Consider the following 16,234-nt stretch of genomic DNA (forward strand, 5'->3'; position numbering starts at 1 on the left):
GCCCCAAGGGCGCCGTTTTTTATGCCGTCACTCTTTCCAGAGGCGCAGCTTGTCATCATCGGCAGCCGGCGGCGGAGGTGCACTGCCTTTCGGTAACGATAACGCATACCAGTCCACCCGGCGGGTCAAAAACATCAGGACGCTCAGCGCCAGTACCAGTACCCCGGTACCCAGCAGCAGCGCGCTGTCCTCGGAATGCAGCAGAAACCACATCACCCCATCCAGCAGTAGCAGCGCGGCGACAAACAGCAGGCTGTTACGCCATCCCCTGAGCACTGCCTGTAAATAGACCCCGTTCATCACCGCGCCGGACAGGCTGGCCGCCAGCCAGGCGGCGGTAAATCCAACATGCTCCGAGAGCGCCAGCAGCACCAGGTAAAACAGCACCAGCGACAGGCCCACCAGCAGATATTGCATCGGATGCAGGGGACGACGGGTCAGGCTCTCGAACACGAAAAAGGCCATAAAGGTGAGCCCGATTAACAGGATGGCATATTTTGTCGCCCGATCGGTTAGCTGGTACTGGTCGGCAAGGGACATCACATCGGCACTGAACGCCGGCAGTCGCGACCACGGGATCTCCATATCATCCTTAAAATAGCTCCCCATATCGTTGGCGAACCAGCTGCTTTGCCAGTGGGCGCGATAGCCGGCAGCACTCACTTCCCGTTGCGTTGGCAGGAAGCTGCCGAGAAAGCCGGGATGCGGCCAGTTACTGGTTAACTGCAGCTCGCTGTTACGCCCGATCGGCACCAGTGAAAACTCTCCCGTCCCGTTCAGATCGAGTGAAAAGGCAATCTCAAGCGGCTTGTTGTCCTCCGCCAGCGCAGGCATTGGCATATGAATACCTGCGCCATCGCCGCTTATCCCCAGCCCCGGCTCCACGCTTAATACGTTACCGTTGACCTCCGGGGCATGGATGGCGCCAATGCCGCGGGCATCGCCGACGCTCACCACCAGCCGCGGCGGGCCTAAGACGATATTCGTTTTTCTCAGCGCCGCCAGACGCAGCGGATCAAACGAGGCCTTAATCTGCAAGGCGTTATGCCAGACCTGGCCGCTGTAGATGCCCACCCTCCTCGACTCCACGGTCTGTTTGCCGGTGACCGCCAGCGACTCCGGCAGCCAGTAATACACCCAGCTCCGCTGATAGTTGACCTCTTTTTGGTTCTCCATGCGGGTCAGGGTCTCGGTCACCGGAATAGCGATCAGCGGCCCGGCAAGTTTTTGCGAACCACTGGTGCTTTGCTCAATGGCGTCCACCACTTCGCTACGATAATCCGCCCGCTCATTAATAAGCTCCCTGACCATCATTAACGGCAAAGATAACAGCACAACACAACCGATTAACGTGGTGATTTTCCAGAATAACGGTGATTTCAACATAGCCTTTCTCCCTATCGTGATGACGTCACTGTAGGACGGCTATGTGGGGGGAATTTGAAGCTATGTGAAGGGACGGTGAAGTCGCAGCGTGGCGACCACGCCGCCTTCGGGCCGATTGTGCAGATTGATATCGCCGTGATGCAGGCGCGCGACTTCACGAACGAACGCCAGTCCCAGGCCGCTGCTCTTATGGCCGTCTTCGCGCGGTAGCGAGTAGAATCGCTCAAAGATTCGTTCCAGGGCATAGTCCGGAATACCGCACCCGTTGTCGATAACGCTCAATTGCACCTCTTCATTTCGCTTCTCCGCAGCCAGGGCGATCTCGCCGCCCTGGGGGGTAAAGTCAATCGCGTTGTCGAGCAGATTACCCAGCGCCTGGGCCAGCAGCTCGCCATCGCCATTGACCAGCATCCCACTCTCCCGCCAGCGCAGGGTGATAGCTTTCGCCGCCAGAGCGATGTCACGCTCCTCCGTCAGCCGTTGGTATAGCGCATCTATCGACACCGGCTGCGGCTTTATCTCCAGCCGGCTTTCCAGTCGCGCCTGCTGGAGCAGCCGCTCCACCAGCAGTTGCATCCGGGTGTTTTGCGCGAGGATATTATCAGTAAACCGCGCCGCTACCTCAGGCGGCGGCCCTTCGCGCAGGATCTCCGCCGCGCCGCGGATGGCCGCCAGCGGGCTTTTCAGTTCATGGGTCAGGTCATAGACATAGTTTTCGATGGCATTCTTACCTTCGAGCTTTACCCGCATGCTCTCCAGGGCCTGGGCCAGCTTGCGCAATTCGCTGCTGCCAACCTCCGGCAGCGGCAGCGGGCGCTCAGCGGTCACCGAGTCCGCATAGCGCACCAGCTTGCCGATAGAGAAATTGATCCACCAGACGACGCCGACGCCAATCAACAACGCAATGCCCAGCAGGGCGCCGCCGGCCCAGAGGATCCGCCGTTCGCTGCGCTTGATGACCGGCGTCATCGCCAGGTTGGGTTTACCGACGCTCAACACCCCGATAATCCGCCCCTTATCCATCACTGGCGCGGCGATATACATGACTGAGCTGGTTTCATCATGCGGATCGCTGCGCGTACTGCGCGCGCCGTACTGGCCGCGCAGGGTGAGCCAGACGTCATTCCAGCGCGAATAGTCCTGCCCTGTCGCCTGTCCGCTGGAGTCAAACACTACCTTGCCCCTGGCATCGGTCAGATAGACACGGTACTCATTACGCACCTTTTTAATTCCGCCAATATGGGCGTTGATCGGCTGCTGGTTGAGCTGTTGAAAGGCCTGAGCCAGCCTGCCCTGCTGCGGATTTGCCGCCAGCAGGTCCTCACGCGCCAGCGCCGCCAGCAGCGTGGCGGTATCGTTGAGGGTCCCCTCCGTCGCCCCGCGCACGCCTGGCTTCACTTCCTGGACAAAGATCGACAGCACAAACCACGCGGCGATAGCGACGATAAGAAAATAGCCCAGCAGCAGGCGCATGCCGATACGCATCAGCCACGCCCCAGGCTGTAGCCCATGCCGCGATGGGTATTGATCGGCGTAACCTCGGGATTCACGGCCCGCAGCTTGGCGCGCAGGGTTTTGATATGGGTATCGACGGTACGGTCGAGGCTTTCCCAGGCATCGCTCCACACCAGCTCCATCAATTGCTGACGGGAGAAGACGCGACCAGGCGCGTGAAGCAGGGTTTTCAACAGCAGGAATTCGTAGCGCGTCAGGTTCAGCGGCTGGCCGAACCAGCTTATCGACGCCGCCTGCTCATCGAGCACAAACTCGCCGACGCGCACCACCGGCGAAGGCGCGGCAAACTTCTGCAGTCGCCGCAGCACGGTTCGCACCCGCGCGCAGACTTCGCGCGGCGAAAACGGCTTGGCGATATAATCGTCAGCGCCGATTTCCAGCCCCAGCAGCTTATCGACCTCGTCGCTCCGCGCCGTCAGAAACAGCACCGGCAGCGCCGGATAACGCGTCAGCATGCGCCGACAGAGCTCAAAGCCGCTGATATCCGGCAAGCCGACGTCAAGGATGGCGACATCGGGCGCCTGATGCGCCGCCGCCTCCAGCGCGGGCAACCCGCGGCCAAAGACGGTGACCTGGAAGCCCTCCTGCTGCAGCATGTAAACCAGGGTATCAGCGATACTCTGTTCATCCTCGACTAACCAAATCCGTGGCTGCTGCATGCGCGCTCCCGTTTATTTATTCCATGGCATGATCGGCACGGCGCTGATGGCGTTCTTCGGCGAGCCATCAACCACTTTATCCGAGTAGGTCAGATAGACCAGCGCATTGCGCTTGGCATCATAGAAACGCACGACCTGCAGTTTTTTAAACACCAGCGAGGTGCGCTTCTGGAACACCACGTCACCCTGGCTTTTGCCGTTTTTGATTTTGTCCGTCAGCTCAATCGGCCCGACCTGCTGGCAGGAGATGGCCGCGTCAGAGGTATCTTCCGCCAGCCCCAACCCGCCTTTAATCCCGCCGGTTTTCGCCCGGCTGATATAGCAGGTCACGTTCTGCACATCCGGATCGTCAAAGGCTTCGACGACAATTTTGTGATCCGGCCCTAACCATTTGAAGACCGTATCCACGGAACCAATCTGCTCCGCCTGAGCCATCTGGCAGCCGGCCAGCAGCAGCAGGCCCATCGCAAACTTCTTGTATTTCATATTGTTACCATTATTAAAAAATATAGCTGAGTGATTATCACGCACTTAGCAGAAAAGGTTTATAGATCACAGCTTTACAAAATTATCGTTCAGCTCCACTGACCTTCCGCATTTAAAAGCAAAAAAAACACTGAATGCTAAAACATCAAAAAATGCTATTATCCGCTACTTTAATATCAGGCACCTGTGTTTAAGGATGGGGACATTTTATGGATCAAGCAGGGATTATTCGCGATCTCCTTAGCTGGCTGGAAGGTCACCTGGATCAGCCGCTTTCTCTGGACAATGTGGCGGCGAAGGCAGGTTATTCCAAGTGGCATTTACAGCGAATGTTTAAGGATGTCACCGGCCATGCCATCGGTGCCTATATTCGCGCGCGCCGGTTATCGAAATCTGCTGTCGCATTACGTCTAACCGCCCGTCCAATCCTTGATATTGCGCTTCAGTACCGTTTCGACTCCCAGCAGACCTTCACCCGGGCATTTAAAAAGCAGTTCTCGCTGACGCCGGCGCTCTACCGCCGCTCCCCGGACTGGAGCTCGTTCGGTATGCGTCCGCCGCTGCGTCTTGGCGAATTCACGCTGCCAAAACATGCATTTATCGCCCTGCCCACCACTCAACTACTCGGCGTCACCCAGAGCTATACCTGTAAGCTCGAGGAAATCTCCGATTTCCGCAACCAGATGCGCGTCCAGTTCTGGCGGGACTTCCTCGGCAATTCGCCGTCTATCCCCCCGGTGCTCTACGGGCTGCATGAGCCGCGTCCGAGCCTGGAGAAAGACGATGAGCAGGAAGTGTTCTATACCACCGCGTTGACGCCGGAGATGGCTAATGGCCATCTGCAGAACGCCCACCCGGTCACTCTGGAGGGCGGCGAGTATGTCATGTTCACGTATGAAGGACTGGGCACCGGCCTGCAGGAATTCATCCTGACGGTCTACGGTACCTGCATGCCGATGCTAAACCTGACCCGTCGCAAGGGGCTGGATATTGAACGCTTCTACCCTGAAGATGAAAACCGGGATCAGGCTACGCCGATTCAGTTACGCTGCGAGTATCTGATCCCGATTCGTCGTTAACGCTGCAGCTCGTCCATCGCGGGGGCGTCAAGATGCGAGACGTCGCCCGCCGTTTCCACCACCCAGCCGGAAGCCAGCCACGGGCTTTGCTGATAGTCAACGCGCGAGATAGAGCAGTTGCGCAGTCGCAAACGACGCTCAGCGTATGCCGGCAGCCCTAAAATCGTGCTCACCAGGCAGCCCAGCGCAATCCCATGACTCACCAGCAGCGGTCGGCTACCGGCCGGTAATTCCAGACAGGATGCCAGCGCCGCATGCATCCGCTCGCTAAGCTCCTGCATCGATTCGCCCTGCGGAATACGGCCATCCGGCGTGCCGTTGACCAGCTGGCGACGCCAGCCCTCTTCTTCGTCGCTGAGCGAGTCGATATGGCGCTTCTCCAGCACCCCCATATCCAGCTCGCGCAGACGCGCATCGGCGATCACGCTGCAGCCGCAGGCTTCGGCGATAATCTCTGCTGTGCGGCGGGTTCGTCCCAGATCGCTGGTAATAATATGGGTGATCCCCAGCGTTCTGGCGCGCTCGCCAACCTGCCAGGCCTGGCGCTCACCGTGTGCGGTCAGCGGGCTATCGGACTGACCCTGAATACGTCGCTCGGCGTTCCACTGCGTTTCACCGTGGCGAACAAGGTATACCTGTAACATGCTTTTTTTCCGTTCTGGACTCGTTATCAACCGGGTTTGGGCATTACCGCCTGCCCTGAGGGTGATTTAGAGTATACTGCGATGACGTTAGTTTATTCTGAGTTGTTTTGATTATGCACCATGTTGTCTCAGCGACCACTAATCCCGCCAAAATTCAGGCAATTCTGCAGGCTTTTAACGAGATTTTCGGCGAAGGATCCTGCCATATTGAGTCCGTCTCCGTCGAGAGCGGCGTGCCGGAACAGCCCTTCGGCAGCGAGGAAACGCGCGCTGGCGCACGAAATCGCGTCGCCAATGCGCGTCTTGTCCAACCCAGTGCCGATTTCTGGGTGGCCATTGAGGCCGGTATCGACGATGGCAGCACCTTTAGCTGGGTGGTCATTGAAAGCGCTGATCGGCGCGGAGAAGCGCGCTCAGCCACACTGCCGTTACCTGAGGTAATTCTTGAGCAGGTTCGCGCTGGTGAAGCCCTGGGACCGGTCATGTCGCAGTATACCGGCATCGACCAGATCGGTCGTAAAGAGGGAGCGATTGGGGTTTTCACCGGTGGAAAATTAACCCGCAGCAGCGTTTACCATCAGGCGGTCGTGCTGGCGTTAAGCCCGTTTCATAACGCTATTTATCGCTAGTCAGCAGCGTCTGTTCCAGCCACTGACGCAGTTCGGCCGGCGCTGATTTCAGGCTGTTCGACCCGCGGGTAATGGTCGCAATCCCGGCGCCGAGCTCATTTTTCAGTTCGCGCTGGCTCATCTCGCCGCGCAGCAGCTCTTCAATAATGCGCACCCGGGTGCCCAGCGCTTCGCGCTCGTCGGGGGTCAGCATCAGCTGCAGCAATGGCAGATGCAGATCCTCAGCATAGGCCTGCTGTAACAGCGCCACAAAGCGCAGCCACTCCTGATGACGTTGTTCGGCAACGGCCGCGGAATAAGGAGATTGTTGGGTCATATCGCGCCACCATATTGAGACGGGCAGCTTACGCTGCCCGTCGAATGTACTCTTCAACGAGTACAAAGCATAACATACTTCCCGGCGATCAGTAACGCTGCCGCCACTCCGCATCGCTGAAGAGCTTATCCTGCTGCCCCATAAAGTAGCGATAGTAGGCGTCATAGGAGAGGACATTCTTCACGTAGCCGCGGGTTTCAGAGAACGGAATACTCTCGATAAACGCCACCGCATCGATCCGTCCGGCGCTGTTCCCCTGCCAGGTACGAACCCGGCCCGGCCCGGCGTTATAGGCCGCCGAGGCATAGATACGGTTATTGCCGAACTGCTGGTAGACATACTGCAGATAGCTGGTGCCGATGTTGATGTTGGTTTCCGGATCCAACAGCTGCGACGGGCCGCTGTAGCCGGGAATGCTGAACATGCTGACGGTATGCGTCGCGGTGCCCGGCATAATCTGCATCAGTCCGCTGGCGCCAACCGGCGAGCGCACTTTCGGGTTCCAGGCACTCTCCTGGCGGGCAATCGCCATCGCATAGCTCTGCGGGATATCTTTGCCACTGATGTAACGCGCGAACAGATCGTTATACGCCAGCGGGAAGCGCTCCTCCAGCTGATCCCACAGTTTGCCGGCGATCGTTGCCTGCACGCTCAGATCCCACCAGTGCTGATCAAAAGCGTAACGCGCCAGCTGCGCCTGCTGGGATTTGGTTCGGCTGGTGACGAGGTTCGCCCATTCGGTGCGCGCGGTGTTATCCATATTCCAGTACATCAGCTCGCGTACCCGCGCCATCTCCGGACCGGAAGCCAGCGCCGGATCGATCGTTCCCGAGGCTTTATCGATGCGGAAGGTATACTCCTCGCCAAGTCGCTGCGCAGCGACCATCGGATAGAAGCCTCGCTGTTGCATCAACGAGCGAAGGATCGCCTGCGCCTCCTCGTCCCTGCCGCGCTCAAGCAGCAGATCCGCTTGCCAGTAGCGCCATTCGTCTTTCTCTTTCGCCTCCATCGGCAGGCGCGCCAGCCAGGTGTTCAGACCATGGCGATCGCCCGTCCCCAGCGCCATCCGCACGCGCCGCTCCACCAGCGGCGTGGACTGTGAGCGCATGATCGCGTCATCGCGCCAGATAGCCTGCTCTTCGGTTACATCGGTACCCATCAGGCGCCAGGCGACAATATCACGTAGCTCCTGAGTTTGATCCTCGTTGAGCTGCTGAGCCTGCACCAGCGAAGGGATCATCAGGCGGGCATTTTCCACATCCTGACGGGCGACGCTGGCGAAGGCGACGGCGGCCATCTGGCGGGTAAAGTCCGTCGCCCCGGTGGTGCGGGCGAAGGTCAGAACACTATTTGGATCGTTAGCCAGGGCGACGACGGCGGAAGCGATGCTCTGATAGTTGCCGGGCATTTGCTGAGCCAGCGATTTGACCAGCCCTATATTGCCGGCCTTCATCGCCAGGCGGATCCGTTCGAGATAGGCCAGCGGATCCTGCTGTCCGGAGTCGCGCCAGGCGTTGAACAGCGGCTCACAGGCGCCAGGCTGGTTCTTGCCCGTCAGCCACAGGTCTTTCGCCCCGCTCCAGGCTTCCTGCGACTGCCCCACGCTCAGCTTGGCGTAGTAATAGTTGCACTGTGCCTCGGTGCTGGTCGGCTTATCGGGACTAAACGCCAGTAGGCCGCGCCAGTCGCTGCGCCGGGCCAGCTCATTCACGAAGCGCGAACGTAATGAACGCGCCGGGGGCAGCGTCGGATTGGCGTCAATAAAGTTTTTCACCACCAGCGCCGGCTGGTTCATCAGATCGTCGGTGATCTGCCGGTACTGCAAATAGGGGTACAGGGGATAGGTGCTTAACGTGGGCATCAGCTGGTCGACCACATCCATCTGCCGGTTATCCCACGCCTGCTTAATTTGTGCGTAGCGGTTGCGCTGTTCATCCAGTGAATCCGCATGCGCCAGCTGACTCAACGTCAACAGACCAACGCTGGCAGCCAAAAGATGCCACGCCATTTTTTTGGCTTTTTCCACAAGCTCTTCCTCTTTCCGGTGCATTTTCGCAGCATCGTGCCGCTTAAAAGCCCCCGCCGGTTCGGCAGGCAGCTTTACTTATGCTAATCAGACAACGCTAAACGCGCCATGTCCTGGACATTTTTTTACGCTTCTGTGAATCCTGTCGCCTCGCTGGGATTAGCGCGCGAAAAAGGCTACACTTCGGCTTTGAACTATCTATCAAAATAGAAAGAGGCGAAGTCCAACGTGGCTCAATTCGTTTATACCATGCATCGTGTCGGCAAAGTGGTTCCGCCGAAACGTCATATTTTGAAAAATATCTCCCTCAGCTTCTTCCCTGGCGCGAAAATCGGTGTGCTCGGTCTGAACGGCGCCGGTAAGTCTACCCTGCTGCGCATCATGGCCGGTATCGACACCGAGATCGAAGGTGAAGCGCGTCCGCAGCCAGCCATCAAAATCGGCTACCTGCCGCAGGAGCCGCAGCTCAACCCGGAACACACCGTGCGCGAGTCCGTTGAAGAAGCGGTCGCCGAAGTGGTTAACGCGCTGAAGGGTCTGGACGAAGTGTATGCCAAATACGCCGAGCCGGATGCGGACTTCGATAAGCTTGCCGCCCAGCAAGGCAAGTTCGAAGAGATTATCCAGGCGCACGACGGCCACAACCTGAACGTGCAGCTGGAGCGCGCGGCCGATGCCCTGCGCCTGCCGGACTGGGATGCGAAAATCGCGAATCTTTCCGGTGGTGAACGCCGCCGCGTCGCGCTGTGCCGCCTGCTACTGGAAAAACCAGATATGCTGCTGCTCGACGAACCGACCAACCACCTGGACGCCGAGTCCGTCGCCTGGCTGGAACGCTTCCTGCACGATTTCGAAGGCACCGTGGTGGCGATTACCCACGACCGTTACTTCCTCGATAACGTCGCCGGCTGGATCCTCGAACTTGACCGCGGCGAAGGTATTCCGTGGGAAGGCAACTACTCCTCCTGGCTGGAGCAGAAAGATCAGCGTCTGGCGCAGGAAGCTTCTCAGGAAGCGGCGCGTCGTAAATCCATCGAGAAAGAGCTCGAGTGGGTTCGCCAGGGCGCGAAAGGCCGTCAGTCTAAGGGCAAAGCCCGTCTGGCGCGCTTTGAAGAGCTTAACAACGTCGAATACCAGAAACGCAACGAGACTAACGAACTGTTCATTCCGCCAGGCGCGCGTCTGGGCGATAAAGTTCTGGAAGTCAGCCATCTGCGCAAATCCTACGGCGACCGCGTGCTGATTGACGATCTGAGCTTCTCGGTACCGAAAGGCGCTATCGTCGGCATCATCGGTCCGAACGGCGCGGGTAAATCCACCCTGTTCCGTATGATGTCCGGCCAGGAGCAGCCAGATTCCGGCACCATCACCCTGGGTGAAACCGTTAAGCTGGCCTCCGTCGATCAGTTCCGCGACGCGATGGACAACAGCAAGACCGTGTGGGAAGAAGTATCCGGCGGCCTGGATATCATGAAGATCGGCAACACCGAGATGCCGAGCCGCGCCTACGTGGGCCGCTTTAACTTCAAAGGCGTCGACCAGGGTAAACGCGTTGGCGAGCTGTCCGGCGGTGAGCGTGGTCGTCTGCACCTGGCGAAACTGCTGCAGGTCGGCGGTAACGTCCTGCTGCTCGATGAACCAACCAACGATCTGGATATCGAAACCCTGCGCGCGCTGGAAAACGCCCTGCTGGAGTTCCCGGGCTGCGCGATGGTTATCTCGCACGACCGCTGGTTCCTTGACCGTATTGCCACCCACATTCTGGATTACCAGGATGAAGGTAAGGTTGAGTTCTTCGAAGGTAACTTTACCGAATACGAAGAGTATAAGAAACGCACCCTCGGCGCCGACGCGCTGGAGCCGAAGCGAATCAAGTACAAGCGTATCGCGAAATAAAACGCAAAAAGGCAACTTCGGTTGCCTTTTTTATTGTTTGCTCCCTCTCCCATTGGGAGAGGGTTGGGGTGAGGGCAAGGTAAATGCAAAAAGGCAACGCAAGTTGCCTTTTTTAGGGTTTGCTCCCTCTCCCACCGGGAGAGGGTTGGGGTGAGGGCAACAGCCCGCAGAGGACCTACCCCTGCTCGCCCATCAGCTGCTTCACCAGCTCAACGCAGCGCAGGAACCGGGCATCGTAGTCCGACTCCTTAACATGGACAAACTCGATCTCGTTCTCTTTCAGCAGCGACACCAGCAGCGACTGAAACTCTTTACGATCCACCGAACTCCCAAGGCTGCGTAACCCATCGGCCACCCACGGGGTATTGTTCTCCAGCAGGATCACCAGGTCGAAACGGTATTCATCAATCAGCGCCTGCACGAACGGGTGCTCACGCCCCTCGTACTTCAGGCAGAAGGCCTGAGTGCTGACGAAGTCGGTATCGATAAACGCCACCTTGTTGGCGTATTTCACTGCAAAATCAATATACTGCGCATGTCCGAGGGCAATTTTATCGTAATCCGAATACTGGAGCGCCATCTCATCGCCGCCAAGATGCGAAAAGACATAATCCCGACCATACTCCCAGGCGCTGGTGGTATTGAAGATATTGGCGAGCTTATTGACCAGCGTCGATTTACCGCTCGACTCGCCGCCGAGGATCGCCACCGTCCGCACAAAGAACGGTTTCACTTCCGTCGGAATATATTCCCAGTAGCGGAACGGGTTCTCGCGGATCTGCCCGCCGCTAATATTCATAAAGGTCCGCTTAGGATCGATAAGCACCGTCTCGATCCCCAGATGCTCAAGGTACTGCGGCGCATCGGCCTCTTCCGAGGTATAGATCCGGTTCGGCTCGATCCCTTTTTCACTCATAAAAGCGCGGATCCCATGGCTCCAGACGTCCCAGCCATGCGGATAGGGCTCCATCCCCTCTTCATTGAAGGCGTGGATGCGAATATTCTTCTGATATTTAAAGGTCTGCAGCAGCCAGCGCAGGCGGTCAGGCACCGTCGGCTGCTGCGACATGGCGCTCTCTTCAAACAGCTCGCGGTCGCGGGTATCGTCATAGCCCATAATGATATGCAGCTCATCGACCTGGCTACAGGCGCGCTGTATCAGGTAGATATGCCCGGTATGCAGCGGGTAAAACTTACCAAACACCACCCCGACGCTTTTCTGCCGGCGGGGAAACTCCAGCCCGAGGAAACGATGCAGCGCTTCAAGCTTCTGCGCGCTCGGGCTTTTGATTTTGGCATTCAGCAGCTGGCTGAGATACCCCTTGGTCATTCCGCTGGCTTCCGCCACCTGCTGCAGGGTACAGCCTTTCTGCTTAATGGCGCTTTTTAAATAGTCAAATGACGACATCGCTAATCTCCTTTTAACTTATTATAAGTCGTCAAAAACGCTTAGCGCGTCTGAAAGCTTTTTCACACCAAAGATTTGCATGCCTTCCGGTACTTTTTTCGGCACATTGGCCGCCGGGACGATGGCGCGGCGGAAACCATGCTTCGCCGCTTCGGATATACGCTCCTGACCGCTCGGCACCGGGCGAATTTCCCCGGCCAGCCCGACTTCGCCAAAGACCACCAGATCCTGCGGCAGCGGGCGATCGCGCAGGCTGGAAACCATCGCCAGCAGCAGCGCCAGGTCAGCGCTGGTTTCGGTGACCTTCACCCCGCCAACCACGTTGACGAAGACGTCCTGATCGGCCATCTGCAGGCCGCCGTGACGATGCAGCACCGCCAGCAGGATCGCCAGACGGTTCTGTTCCAGCCCCACCGCCACGCGGCGCGGGTTGGACATCATCGAGTGATCCACCAGCGCCTGGATCTCCACCAGCAGCGGGCGGGTCCCTTCCCAGACCACCATCACCGAACTGCCGGAGGTGATTTCATCTCCCCGGCTAAGGAAGATAGCGGAGGGGTTGCTGACTTCGCGCAGGCCCTGCTCGGTCATGGCGAAAACGCCGAGTTCATTGACCGCGCCAAAGCGGTTTTTGTGGCTACGTAACGTGCGGAAACGGGAATCGGCATCCCCGTCCAGCAGCACCGAGCAGTCGATACAGTGCTCCAGCACCTTCGGACCGGCCAGCGAGCCGTCTTTGGTGACGTGGCCGACCATCACAATCGCCACGCCGCGAGTTTTAGCAAAGCGCGTCAAATAGGCTGCGGTTTCACGTACCTGGGCGACACTGCCCGGCGACGACTGCACGTCGGCCATATGCATCACCTGGATGGAGTCGATCACCATCAGCTGCGGCTTTTCTTCATCGGCGATCTGACAGATCTGCTCAATGCTGGTTTCCGAGAGCATGTTCAGGTTGGCCGTCGGCAACCCGAGACGATGGGCGCGCATCGCCACCTGCTGCAGGGACTCCTCCCCGGTGACGTACAGGGTTTTCATCCCCTCCGCCAGTTTGCAGAGGGTTTGCAGCAGCAGCGTCGATTTCCCGGCGCCGGGGTTGCCGCCAATCAGGATCGCGCTGCCCGGCACTACGCCGCCGCCCAGCACGCGGTCAAACTCTTTAAAGCCAGTGGAGAAACGCGGCAGCGCCTCCAGGCTGATGTCTGACAGCTTCTGCACCTTCGACACGCCGGCGTTACCGGCATAGCCTGAAAGACGCTCGTTTCTCGCCACCTGCGGCGACGCGGCGATGCGCATCTCGGTGATGGTGTTCCAGGCATGGCAGGCGCTGCACTGCCCCTGCCAGCGCGGATAATCCGCACCACATTCATTACAGACAAATGCGCGTTTTGGAGCTTTCGCCACGTTTACCTCTTACTTTTGGTTCATGCTGCCCGAGAGAATACAGAATACCCCCATCAGGTCAGCGTGGCGGATAGTCACTTCCGCCTGTTCATTCACTTTAGGCTTCGCGTGATAGGCGATGCCGAGGCCTGCCGCCTTAATCATCGGCAGGTCGTTGGCGCCATCACCGATAGCCACAGTTTGCGCCGTTGGGATCTCATACTTTTCCGCCAGCTTGCGCAACGTATTGGCTTTATATTTCGCATCGACGATATCGCCGAGCACGTTGCCGGTGAGCTTGCCGTCGCGGATCTCCAGTTCATTGGCGAACACCGCGTCGAGATGTAGCTTGTCGCGCAGGTACTCGGCAAAGAAGGTGAAGCCGCCGGAGGCGATCGCCACTTTCCAGCCTAACGTTTCCAGCTTGAGCACCAGCTGTGCCAGGCCCGGCATCAGCGGCAGCGCGTCGCGCACCTGCAGCAAAATACTGGCATCCGCATCTTTCAGCGTCGCCACGCGCTGGCGCAGGCTGGCGGTGAAGTCCAGCTCCCCACGCATCGCCCGCTCGGTCACTTCCGAGACCAGCTCGCCGGTGCCAGCCAGTTTCGCAATCTCATCGATGCATTCGATCTGGATCGCCGTGGAGTCCATGTCCATCACCAGCAGGCCCGGGGTGCGCAGATGGGGGATTTTACCCAATGGCGCGACGTCCAGCCCCGCCTCATGCGCCAGTCGCGTCGCACGGGGAGTCAGCGAACCGGCCAGGCGGATCACCTGGTAATCCTCGACCACCCAGGAGGCAACGATCACTAACGCGGCGCCCAGCTCGCGCTGCCAGTCCGTCAGACGGCGCTTATTCAGCCCACGCCCGTACAGCAGCCAGCCGCTGCGCCCGGCGTGATAATCCAGCGGCATGACCTCATCGCCGCTCAGGGAAAGCGGCAACCCAGGCCACAGGGAAACGTCTTCAGGCAGGTCGCACCAGGTCAAACTGTTAGGCATTACGGCTCCACATCTCTTCATTCAGGCGAGGAAAATAACGCATGAGGCTACCTTGTAACCAGCGCTTCTGGCAACATTAAGCTGCAAATTTTCAAAGGTGGAATATGGTTCGCGCAAAACTGAAATTCCGGCTGCATCGTGCGGTCATTGTCCTTATCTGTCTGGCGCTGCTCGTCGCACTGATGCAGGGCGCCTCGTGGTTCAGTCAGAACAGTCAGAAACAACGCAATCCGCAGCTGGAAGAGCTGGCCCGCACGCTGGCGCAGCAGGTGGTACTGAATCTCGTGCCGCTGATGCGCAGCGAAACACCGGACGAGAAGCGCATTAATCAACTGTTGACGCAGCTGACCCATAACAGCCGCGTACTGGACGCCGGCGTGTATGACGAACAGGGCGACCTGGTGGCACGCTCTGGCGAAAGCGTCGAGGTTCGCGACCGGCTGGCGCTGGATGGCAAAAAAGCCGGCGGCTACTTCAACCAGCAGATTGTCGAGCCGGTTCCGGGAAAAAACGGCCCGCTGGGCTACCTGCGTCTGACCCTCGATACTCATACCCTGGCGACCGAGGCGAAGCAGGTGGATAATACCACCAATATATTACGCCTGATGCTGTTACTGTCCCTGGCTATCGGCGTGGTGCTAACCCGCACGCTGCTGCAGGGTAAACGCACCCGCTGGCAGCAATCGCCCTTCCTGCTCACCGCCAACAAGCCGGTTGAGGATGAAGACGATGAAAAGAAAGGAAATCTATAATGTCCACATTGCGCCTCCTGCTCTCTGACTCTTACGACCCGTGGTTCAACCTGGCGGTCGAGGAGTGTATTTTCCGCCAGATGCCCGCCACCCAGCGGGTGCTGTTCCTGTGGCGCAATGCCGATACCGTGGTCATCGGCCGCGCGCAGAATCCGTGGAAGGAGTGTAATACTCGCCGCATGGAGGAAGATCACGTGCGGCTGGCCCGTCGCAGCAGCGGCGGCGGCGCGGTGTTCCACGACCTCGGCAATACCTGCTTTACCTTTATGGCAGGCAAACCGGAGTACGACAAAACCGTCTCCACCGCTATCGTGCTGGCGGCGCTCAATTCACTCGGCGTAACCGCCGAAGCCTCCGGGCGCAACGATCTGGTGGTCAAAACCGACAGCGGCGACCGCAAAGTGTCTGGATCCGCCTATCGCGAGACCATCGACCGCGGTTTCCATCACGGCACCCTGCTGCTGAATGCCGATTTAAGTCGCCTCGCTAACTACCTTAACCCGGACCAAAAAAAGCTACAGGCCAAAGGCATTACCTCGGTGCGCGGTCGCGTGGCGAACTTGGTTGAGCTGCTGCCGGGTATTACTCATCAGCACATTTGCGAGGCGATTCAGGAGGCGTTCTTCAGCCATTACGGCGAACGGGTGGACGCCGAGGTGATCTCCCCGGACAACACGCCGGACCTGCCGAATTTTGCCGAGACCTTCGCCCGCCAGAGCAGTTGGGAGTGGAACTTCGGCCAGGCGCCGGCCTTCTCTCATCTGCTGGACGAGCGCTTTCGCTGGGGCGGCGTTGAGCTGCATTTTGATGTCGAGAAAGGCCATATCACCCGCGCACAAGCCTTTACCGATAGCCTGAACCCGGCGCCGCTGGAGGCCCTGGCGGCACGCTTAGTTGGCTGTCAGTATCGGGCGGAAGTCTTGCAGCAGCAGTGTGAGGCGCTGGTCGGCGATTTCCCGGAGCAGGAAGCGGAACTCAAAGAACTGTCGGCGTGGATAGCCGGCGCGGTGCGCTGATAAAAAAAGCCGGATGGCGGCTACGCCTTATCCGGCC

At 58.7% G+C, this 16,234-nt stretch carries 15 protein-coding genes; 5 read left to right on the top strand and 10 right to left on the bottom strand.

Translation table 11 applies throughout. The features are described 5' to 3' along the window. Positions 1-27 precede the first annotated feature (27 nt). From creD to creA, 4 genes are read right to left on the bottom strand one after another with little or no spacing between them, the layout of a single operon-like run. On the bottom strand, positions 28-1,386 hold the full coding sequence (creD, locus tag R0140_RS23305) for a cell envelope integrity protein CreD (protein ID WP_023322048.1): 1,359 nt from the start codon (positions 1,384-1,386) through the stop codon (positions 28-30). A 60-nt stretch (positions 1,387-1,446) separates the two neighbouring features. Further along, complete coding sequence (gene creC, locus R0140_RS23310) at positions 1,447-2,871, bottom strand: two-component system sensor histidine kinase CreC (protein ID WP_049153333.1); 1,425 nt, start codon at positions 2,869-2,871, stop codon at positions 1,447-1,449. Beyond that, entirely contained in the window at positions 2,871-3,560 is a 690-nt protein-coding gene (creB, locus tag R0140_RS23315) for a two-component system response regulator CreB (RefSeq protein WP_032731599.1), read from the bottom strand. Before creB ends, creC begins: the two co-directional genes overlap by 1 nt. Before the next feature lie 12 nt (positions 3,561-3,572). Next, positions 3,573-4,046, bottom strand: a complete 474-nt coding sequence (gene creA / locus R0140_RS23320; RefSeq protein WP_012542917.1) for a protein CreA — start codon at positions 4,044-4,046, stop codon at positions 3,573-3,575. A gap of 209 nt (positions 4,047-4,255) precedes the next feature. Here creA and robA point away from each other — a divergent pair, with 209 nt between their 5' ends. Further along, on the top strand, positions 4,256-5,125 hold the full coding sequence (gene robA / locus R0140_RS23325) for an MDR efflux pump AcrAB transcriptional activator RobA (protein ID WP_155007330.1): 870 nt from the start codon (positions 4,256-4,258) through the stop codon (positions 5,123-5,125). Here the strand turns inward: robA and gpmB are convergent. Further along, complete coding sequence (gene gpmB / locus R0140_RS23330) at positions 5,122-5,769, bottom strand: 2,3-diphosphoglycerate-dependent phosphoglycerate mutase GpmB (protein WP_008807516.1); 648 nt, start codon at positions 5,767-5,769, stop codon at positions 5,122-5,124. The two genes, robA and gpmB, sit on opposite strands and share 4 nt — an antisense overlap. Positions 5,770-5,882: 113 nt before the next feature. Between gpmB and yjjX the strand changes: the two genes are divergently transcribed. Continuing rightward, entirely contained in the window at positions 5,883-6,398 is a 516-nt protein-coding gene (gene yjjX, locus R0140_RS23335; RefSeq protein WP_008807517.1) for an inosine/xanthosine triphosphatase, read from the top strand. Here the strand turns inward: yjjX and trpR are convergent. After that, complete coding sequence (gene trpR / locus R0140_RS23340) at positions 6,385-6,714, bottom strand: trp operon repressor (protein ID WP_012542918.1); 330 nt, start codon at positions 6,712-6,714, stop codon at positions 6,385-6,387. The two genes, yjjX and trpR, sit on opposite strands and share 14 nt — an antisense overlap. 88 nt (positions 6,715-6,802) lie before the next feature. Continuing rightward, complete coding sequence (gene sltY, locus R0140_RS23345; RefSeq protein WP_117122477.1) at positions 6,803-8,740, bottom strand: murein transglycosylase; 1,938 nt, start codon at positions 8,738-8,740, stop codon at positions 6,803-6,805. A gap of 228 nt (positions 8,741-8,968) precedes the next feature. Here sltY and ettA point away from each other — a divergent pair, with 228 nt between their 5' ends. After that, complete coding sequence (gene ettA / locus R0140_RS23350; RefSeq protein WP_099216782.1) at positions 8,969-10,636, top strand: energy-dependent translational throttle protein EttA; 1,668 nt, start codon at positions 8,969-8,971, stop codon at positions 10,634-10,636. Between the two features lie 175 nt (positions 10,637-10,811). Here ettA and nadR read toward each other — a convergent pair whose 3' ends face one another. The 3 genes from nadR to serB are packed head-to-tail and all read right to left on the bottom strand — an operon-like array spanning position 10,812 to position 14,429. Then, positions 10,812-12,044 (bottom strand): multifunctional transcriptional regulator/nicotinamide-nucleotide adenylyltransferase/ribosylnicotinamide kinase NadR, encoded by a 1,233-nt coding sequence (gene nadR / locus R0140_RS23355; RefSeq protein WP_002887802.1) that lies wholly within the window; start codon positions 12,042-12,044, stop codon positions 10,812-10,814. 21 nt (positions 12,045-12,065) lie between these two features. Continuing rightward, positions 12,066-13,448, bottom strand: coding sequence for a DNA repair protein RadA (gene radA / locus R0140_RS23360; protein WP_002887800.1), 1,383 nt, complete (start codon positions 13,446-13,448; stop codon positions 12,066-12,068). A gap of 9 nt (positions 13,449-13,457) precedes the next feature. After that, on the bottom strand, positions 13,458-14,429 hold the full coding sequence (serB, locus tag R0140_RS23365; RefSeq protein WP_016160266.1) for a phosphoserine phosphatase: 972 nt from the start codon (positions 14,427-14,429) through the stop codon (positions 13,458-13,460). A 104-nt stretch (positions 14,430-14,533) separates the two neighbouring features. Here serB and R0140_RS23370 point away from each other — a divergent pair, with 104 nt between their 5' ends. Further along, positions 14,534-15,181 (top strand): YtjB family periplasmic protein, encoded by a 648-nt coding sequence (locus R0140_RS23370; protein ID WP_012542920.1) that lies wholly within the window; start codon positions 14,534-14,536, stop codon positions 15,179-15,181. Next, entirely contained in the window at positions 15,181-16,197 is a 1,017-nt protein-coding gene (lplA, locus tag R0140_RS23375; protein ID WP_117122478.1) for a lipoate--protein ligase LplA, read from the top strand. Before R0140_RS23370 ends, lplA begins: the two co-directional genes overlap by 1 nt. Positions 16,198-16,234: the final 37 nt, after the last annotated feature.

The sequence above is a fragment of the Klebsiella sp. w6 genome (assembly GCF_033100215.1).
In the GTDB taxonomy this organism is placed as follows: domain Bacteria; phylum Pseudomonadota; class Gammaproteobacteria; order Enterobacterales; family Enterobacteriaceae; genus Klebsiella; species Klebsiella variicola.